Source organism: Gilliamella sp. Gris1-4 (genome assembly GCF_001690335.1).
Taxonomy (GTDB): Bacteria; Pseudomonadota; Gammaproteobacteria; order Enterobacterales; family Orbaceae; genus Gilliamella; species Gilliamella apicola_P.
Genome location: NZ_LZHA01000088.1, coordinates 105,646 through 112,374 on the forward strand (window position 1 = coordinate 105,646; position 6,729 = coordinate 112,374).

6 protein-coding genes are annotated in these 6,729 nt (G+C 39.3%); 1 reads left to right on the forward strand and 5 read right to left on the reverse strand.

What is annotated here, in order from left to right; translation table 11 throughout:
* Nucleotides 1–50 precede the first annotated feature (50 nt).
* The 4 genes from csdA to A9G31_RS11205 all read right to left on the reverse strand — a co-directional run bounded on the left by csdA (nt 51) and on the right by A9G31_RS11205 (nt 4,349).
* On the reverse strand, nt 51–1,274 hold the full coding sequence (csdA, locus tag A9G31_RS11190) for a cysteine desulfurase CsdA (protein WP_255307010.1): 1,224 nt from the start codon (nt 1,272–1,274) through the stop codon (nt 51–53).
* Nucleotides 1,231–2,109 carry a U32 family peptidase gene (locus A9G31_RS11195; protein ID WP_034911249.1) on the reverse strand — a complete coding sequence of 293 codons (879 nt, stop codon included), beginning with the start codon at nt 2,107–2,109 and terminating at the stop codon, nt 1,231–1,233. The genes csdA and A9G31_RS11195 overlap by 44 nt, the downstream gene beginning before the upstream one ends.
* 85 nt (nt 2,110–2,194) lie before the next feature.
* On the reverse strand, nt 2,195–3,190 hold the full coding sequence (gene ubiU / locus A9G31_RS11200) for a ubiquinone anaerobic biosynthesis protein UbiU (RefSeq protein ID WP_065561694.1): 996 nt from the start codon (nt 3,188–3,190) through the stop codon (nt 2,195–2,197).
* Nucleotides 3,191–4,025: 835 nt separating this feature from the next.
* A complete protein-coding gene (locus tag A9G31_RS11205; RefSeq protein ID WP_065561695.1) occupies nt 4,026–4,349 on the reverse strand; it encodes a hypothetical protein in 324 nt (107 codons plus the stop codon).
* Nucleotides 4,350–4,410: 61 nt separating this feature from the next.
* Here A9G31_RS11205 and A9G31_RS11210 point away from each other — a divergent pair, with 61 nt between their 5' ends.
* Complete coding sequence (locus A9G31_RS11210) at nt 4,411–5,571, forward strand: hypothetical protein (RefSeq protein ID WP_141671455.1); 1,161 nt, start codon at nt 4,411–4,413, stop codon at nt 5,569–5,571.
* A 297-nt stretch (nt 5,572–5,868) separates the two neighbouring features.
* Here A9G31_RS11210 and tuf read toward each other — a convergent pair.
* A partial coding sequence (gene tuf, locus A9G31_RS11215; RefSeq protein WP_065561702.1) for an elongation factor Tu occupies nt 5,869–6,729 on the reverse strand: 861 nt, incomplete at its 5' end.

Sequence of the window (6,729 nt, forward strand, 5' to 3'; positions counted from 1 at the left end):
GTTAATTGCTTGTAAAAAAGTTTCCGGTAACTATACGTTTTAGTATAAAATCACACTAATAATTCAATTGCATTTTGTAATACTGAAATAAATTTATCCACATCTTGCTGATTATTATATGGCATCAATGAAATACGAACTGCACCGTGACATTCTAATTTATTCATTAAAGGCTGGGCACAAAGCTCACCAGTACGGATGGCAATATTTTGTTCACTTAACAAAATAGCAATATCATTATGATGAATATTATTAATATTAAAAGTGATTATCGGGCTATCATCCACACTATAAAATTGAATATCGGCAAATTGGTTTAGTTGTGATTTTGCGTAACAAGCTAGCTGTTTTGTGTAGTTTTCAGCTTGCTTATTATCCCAACTTTTTAACCACTCAAGTACGGCATTAAAACCAACAATACCGGCAATATTAGGTGTACCAGCTTCAAATTTATAAGGAAGATCTTCTTGAATAAAATCATCAAACGAAGCGATTTTTAGCATTTTACCGCCACCATGCCAAACCGACATTAGCTCAAGTAATGCCTTTTTACCATATAAAACGCCAAGCCCCGTTGGACCATACAATTTATGGGTAGAAAAGGCATAAAAATCGATATCTAACTGGTTAACATTAATTGCATGATGAACAACACCTTGCGCACCATCCACCACTAAAACCGCATCATATTGATGAACAATATTACTTATTGTAGCTAAATCAGGACAAAATCCAGTTACGTTTGACATTTGAGTCACTGCAACAATCTTGGTCTTAGCTGACATTAACGACAATAACTCATTAACATCCGACGACCACTTAACGACTTTAGCTCCCGTTTGCTTAGCCACAATCAACCAAGGTAACAAATTACTATGATGCTCTAATTCACTCACAATAATTTCATCATCAGGTTGTAACAACGATCGAGCATAGCTCTGCGCAATTAAGTTAATTGACTCGGTTGCACCTCGTGTCCAGATAATTTCAGCACTACTATTAGCGTGAACCAAATCGGCAACATTTTGTCTTGCCTTATCAATTGTTGCAGTTACTTGCAATGCATCTTGGTGTAAACTACGTTTTGCAGTAGCAGTATTCTGGGCATAATAGGCAAGTGTCGCATCAATCATTGCTAGCGGTTTAAGTGCTGTTGCTGCCGAATCAAGATATACGCTTTCACTATTAAGTGCAGGAAAATTTGCCCGAAACTGTTCAGGCAGAAAATGCTTATTGGGTAAGTTCAAGTCCGGCAATCCCATTCCAGTAACCATTACAATCTCGGTTATGTTCAATTTGCAGTGGATTTAATCCATCTTCGTTAGCTTTAAACTGCTTAATAATATCAAGTGTTTCAATACCAAGTGGTGAAATTCTAACGATATCAACCAATCCTTTCATCTCTTTTAGATTATTTCCCAAATTGTAACAATAACCGCTTTGAGTCTGAATGCCGTTTAACACAAATACTTTCTGTTGTTCTTGTGAAAACACCTCACGTCCAACAGGATACTTAATACAACAAGTTTCGCATTTATCTTTAGGCTTATCTTCCGATCTTGCGGTAAAACAGCGAGCTGAATAAGCTAAAGGTAAATAACCATAACTAAACACTTCAACTTCAAAATTTCGTGCGATATTTAAACTCTCAAACTGTTTAAGCACATTACTCAACCAATCACGAGAAAGCTCAACCGGCATACACCAGCGAACCATACCTTGTTTTTGTAATAATTTTAAAGTTAAAGCGTTATAACAGTTAATAGCCGGACCTGCAACAAAGGGTAATTTATGCTCATGCGCAACATTAATGGCAGCTAAATCGTTTGCTTCGACTAAAAACTCCCCATTATTAACCAATTGGCGTAAGTCATTTAATTCTGATGGTGCTTCAAGTAAAGCTAATGTAGAAAGCACTACCTGTTTACCGGATTTAGCAATCTCTTTTGCTAATTCAATCCAGTTTGGTACTTTCATTTCACGGCGCTTGGTACAAACCGTTTCGCCCATATAAATAATATCCGCTTGACTCTCTTTGGCGGCATAATAAAAAGCTTCTGTTTCAGTTTTAGGCCAATAATAAAGTACTGGTCCTAATGCGTATTTCATGGTTTTGCTCACTATATTTATGTTAGATCTTTCTCAATGATTTACGTTGATGCTGTTAGCACATTACCTATTGCTAACTCACACCTTATTGCCATTTACGGTGATAAGCGCCTAATGTTGTTTGTGTCCCTTCTGACACCGAACCAAGCGTATCGATCCAGCGTTGTTCGGCTTGGAAAGATTGCGGATTAGCCTTATAGCGATCGATAGCCTGTCTCCATACTTTTGTCACTTGCTCGACATAAGCTGGGCTACGCTGACGACCTTCTATTTTGACCGATGCGATATTAGCAGCAAACAGTTCAGGCAATAGCTCAATGGTATTTAAACTTGTTGGCTCCTCGATAGGATGATAAAGCTCCTGACCAACAAAATAACGACCTTTACATAGCGTTGGATAACCTGCGTTCTCGCCTTTCTTGTGGCAATCAATTAACACATTATTCAGTCTTGATTCCAGTCCTTTCTCAGTTTCTTCCCAACGAACAAATTTGGCAGGCGAACAAGCGCCAACGGTATTAGGGGATTCGCCAGTTAAGTAAGATGACAAATAACATCGACCTTCCGCCATAATACACAAACTACCAAAAGCAAACACTTCAAGCGGAACTGGCGAAACTTGTGATAACTGTTTAACTTGATGCATCGAAAGTACGCGTGGCAAAACAATGCGATGTACCTGAAAATTATTATAGTAAAACTTAATCGACTCCTCATTGGTCGACGACGCTTGTACAGAAACATGACGCTCAAGATTAGGGTGTTTTTCAGCCGCATAATCAAGCATAGCAAGATCGGCAATAATTAAAGCATCAGCACCAATATTAGCCGCAGTATCAACCGCATATTGCCAACGCTGAAAATTTTCTGGATGGGCAAAAGTATTAATAGCAATATGCAATTTTTTGCCGTGTTTGTGTACATAATCTGAAGCTTCAATCAATCGCTTTTCATTAAAATTTAAACCAGCAAAATGACGGGCATTGGTATCGTCTTTCAAACCAATATAAACAGCATCAGCGCCATTATCAATGGCCACTTTTAATGATGGTAAAGATCCCGCTGGACAAAGAAGTTCCATAATTATTCCTAACTCAATTTTTATAGTTTATACGCTCTGTATTATGCAATAATTCCGAGTGTAATGCGAATAGAAAGCGGTGACGTTTGCCAAAAAAGAGCAAAATATTGAATTACTGTATCAACAGTAATCCTTACGTCATTTACATTAATTTAATAAATGACAGTAACACCCCTGCGTTATTATATACAAAGTTCTTTTCACAACAGTTTGATTTAAATACTAATGCTAGAATTTGATTGATTAATTCTTACTATTAAAATAAGACAAAATATAGTTAAACGCATACTGATGTGGTTTTGAATAACGTTCTTTTGAGGGAAGACACAATAATACCTTCCAATCAATGGGATCGTCAAAATGGCGTTCAACAATATTATGATTAGAATAAATATCTAAAATAGGTGATGGGGAATGCTCAAGAATTTAGAATTTGCGGCCAGAAACAGTAAAAACTTAAATAAAATCAACACTCTACCGGAGCGATTTTAGGCCTTTAAAAAGCACCTACTCCACCAGTCCCAAAAACTACCCAACCGCTACGCCCGTGAAAACGCCACTCCCCAAAAAAGCCAAAGCAACCCCACACTCACCGCTAACAAATCTTTACAATAAATCAACAAAAAAAGTGGCGCATTATTTATCATCAAGTTATAATTTTTAAGCTTATTCAGGCAAGGAATCGCTCATCAATTAAGAGAACGGATATAAAAATCGAGAAAAAACAAGAAATTACTTGACAAGGAAATAAAAATGCATTACCATGGTTGGCATCTGGCATCTGGCATCTGGCCTGCCAAACTTATGCCCTAAATCTTATTGATTCGCACAGTGGTCAAAATAGAGCGCCACAGTTATTTTCATCATCGAAGTCATTTTGCGTAGCGAAATCGACGCCGTCATCGGGGTCTTTACCGCCGATATCCAAGAGGTTATCCAAACCGCCATTATTATCTAAATCGGCATTGTTCTTTGCGCCATTGTTGTTATTGTCATATACGCAGGGGGTACAGGCGTTAACGGCACAGACATCAAGGGAAATAGAGGGTAGTGCGCCATATTTAACATTTGATGGTGGGCGGACTAAGGTAACTGATACAAATAATTTATTATATATAGAATTGCCGGATGGAAGAAATATCACACCTTCAACTAACACGTCGAGTTCAACAAACCCGATAATGTTACCTAGTGGAAATTTTACATTTAATGATATTCATATGGTAATACCGTCGGGTACAACCTCGACTAGTTTAAATAGTCTAATTAGCCAAGGGAAATGGGGAGACGATGATGGAGACGGACAGGGAGCAGGAGGAGTAACGGCATCAGGGAGTATATCGTTAGTAATAAAGGATAGGGATGGCGCTACGGTTAGTCGTAATGATACATTAAGTATATGTAATGCTCCCTATAAGGTCACTTTAGATAGTACAGAAGGCACTTTAGAGACTCGTTATGGTATGCCAAGAAGTAGTCTATTTCACAGTGGGACGGTGGATTATTATATCACGACGCCACAACCTGTTATTTGTTCGGTCAGGCCGAATTTGTTGTTGGGTGGTACAAGTGACATCCCTTCTCATGATAACCCACGCTATGCAGGCCCAGCTAACATATGGAGTTCTACAAAGGGCTTTTTAGTTCAGTCAACGAACCCATCATCTTACGAATTAAACTTTCCAACTACAGGTGCTGATGGATTGTATTTTGATTTGCTTATAGGTGGGGTGGATGGAAGTCAGTTGACATGGTCTCCGGTCACGCATGGTGGAATAACGGCTACGGTGACAAGTGTAGCAGCTAATGATAGTTGGATTCCTGGTGTTGATAGAGGAAAAGTTGTCGCACGGGTAACGTTGAGTGGTCCTAGGGCTGATAGTACTCAGTTAAATTCAAGTAATCCAAGTCCACTTACAAGTCCATCTTTGCCACAGGACTTTGAGTTGGTCGGTAGTGATGGTCGGGGTAATGAGGTTCGTTATGGATTTGTGTTGAGGCAGTGGTTCGTCAATCGGGGGCTTCAAACCGCTAGCGCTTCTAATCAAACAGCATGGTGTAATAGTTTGGGTTATCGTATGCCACGGGTAAGGGATTTAACCAACGCGGTTTGTTCTGGTTGGAATTCAGGACGTTATTGTCGAGGTACAGTAGGCGCCACGCCGTCTTCTGGTAATAATGTTTTCAGGCGTCACATAGGTGCTGGATTTTTCACGGAGTGGGGCTACATGTCCAACTACGCTGATGTGGGCTTCGTCAGCTTCAACTATTGGACGAGCGACGTAGTAGGTGGAAATGGGGTCTATGTCTACACGTACGATGGCTCTGTCTTTACCGACAATGTTTCCTACAGCGGTTATGCTGTTTGCACCGCACCTTAGCTTTTATTTCTTAGTCCTTAATCCTTGGGTCGTAGGGGGGTTATGGTGCCTGAGGGGACAAAATAAAGCTCCCGCGTAAGTTGGGGCTTTGAGCAGGCAAGGTCTGCGGACTCAGCGGTTTCATGACTTAAATTCACAAATAATAAACATACGATAGTTTTATTAGGGTATAAAAGGGAAATATTAAATGATGAGCCGAATAATGATTATCGTTAAAGCAGGCTTTATGTAATAGATATATTTTGAGTAATAAAATAAAAAAGGTGCATAAAGCACCTTTTTATTGTGGTAAGTCGATTACTTAATAACTTTAGCAACAACACCTGCACCAACAGTACGACCACCTTCACGAATCGCAAAACGTAAGCCGTCTGCCATTGCGATTGGGTGAATTAATGATACTGTCATTTTGATGTTATCACCAGGCATTACCATTTCTACGCCTTCTGGTAATTCGATAGTACCAGTTACGTCAGTTGTACGGAAGTAGAACTGTGGACGGTAACCTTTGAAGAATGGAGTGTGACGACCACCTTCATCTTTGCTTAAGATATACACTTCTGATTCGAAATCAGTATGTGGTGTGATTGAACCTGGTTTTGCAAGTACTTGACCACGTTCGATTTCTTCACGTTTTGTACCTCGTAGTAATACACCAACGTTTTCACCTGCACGGCCTTCGTCAAGTAATTTACGGAACATTTCAACACCAGTACAAGTTGTTTTAGCAGTTGGTTTGATACCAACAATTTCAACTTCTTCACCAACTTTGATTACACCGCGTTCAACACGACCAGTTACTACTGTACCACGTCCTGAAATTGAGAATACGTCTTCAATTGGTAATAGGAATGGTTTGTCGATATCACGCTCTGGTTCTGGAATGTAGCTATCTAATGCTTCTGCTAATTCAACAATTTTGTCTTCCCATGCTGCATCGCCTTCTAACGCTTTAAGCGCAGAACCACGAATTACTGGTGTATCATCACCAGGGAAATCATATTGAGATAGAAGTTCACGTACTTCCATTTCAACTAATTCTAATAACTCTTCGTCATCAACCATATCACATTTATTTAAGAATACGATGATGTAAGGAACACCTACTTGACGACCTAAAAGGATGTGTTCACGAGTTTGTGGCATAGGACCATCTGT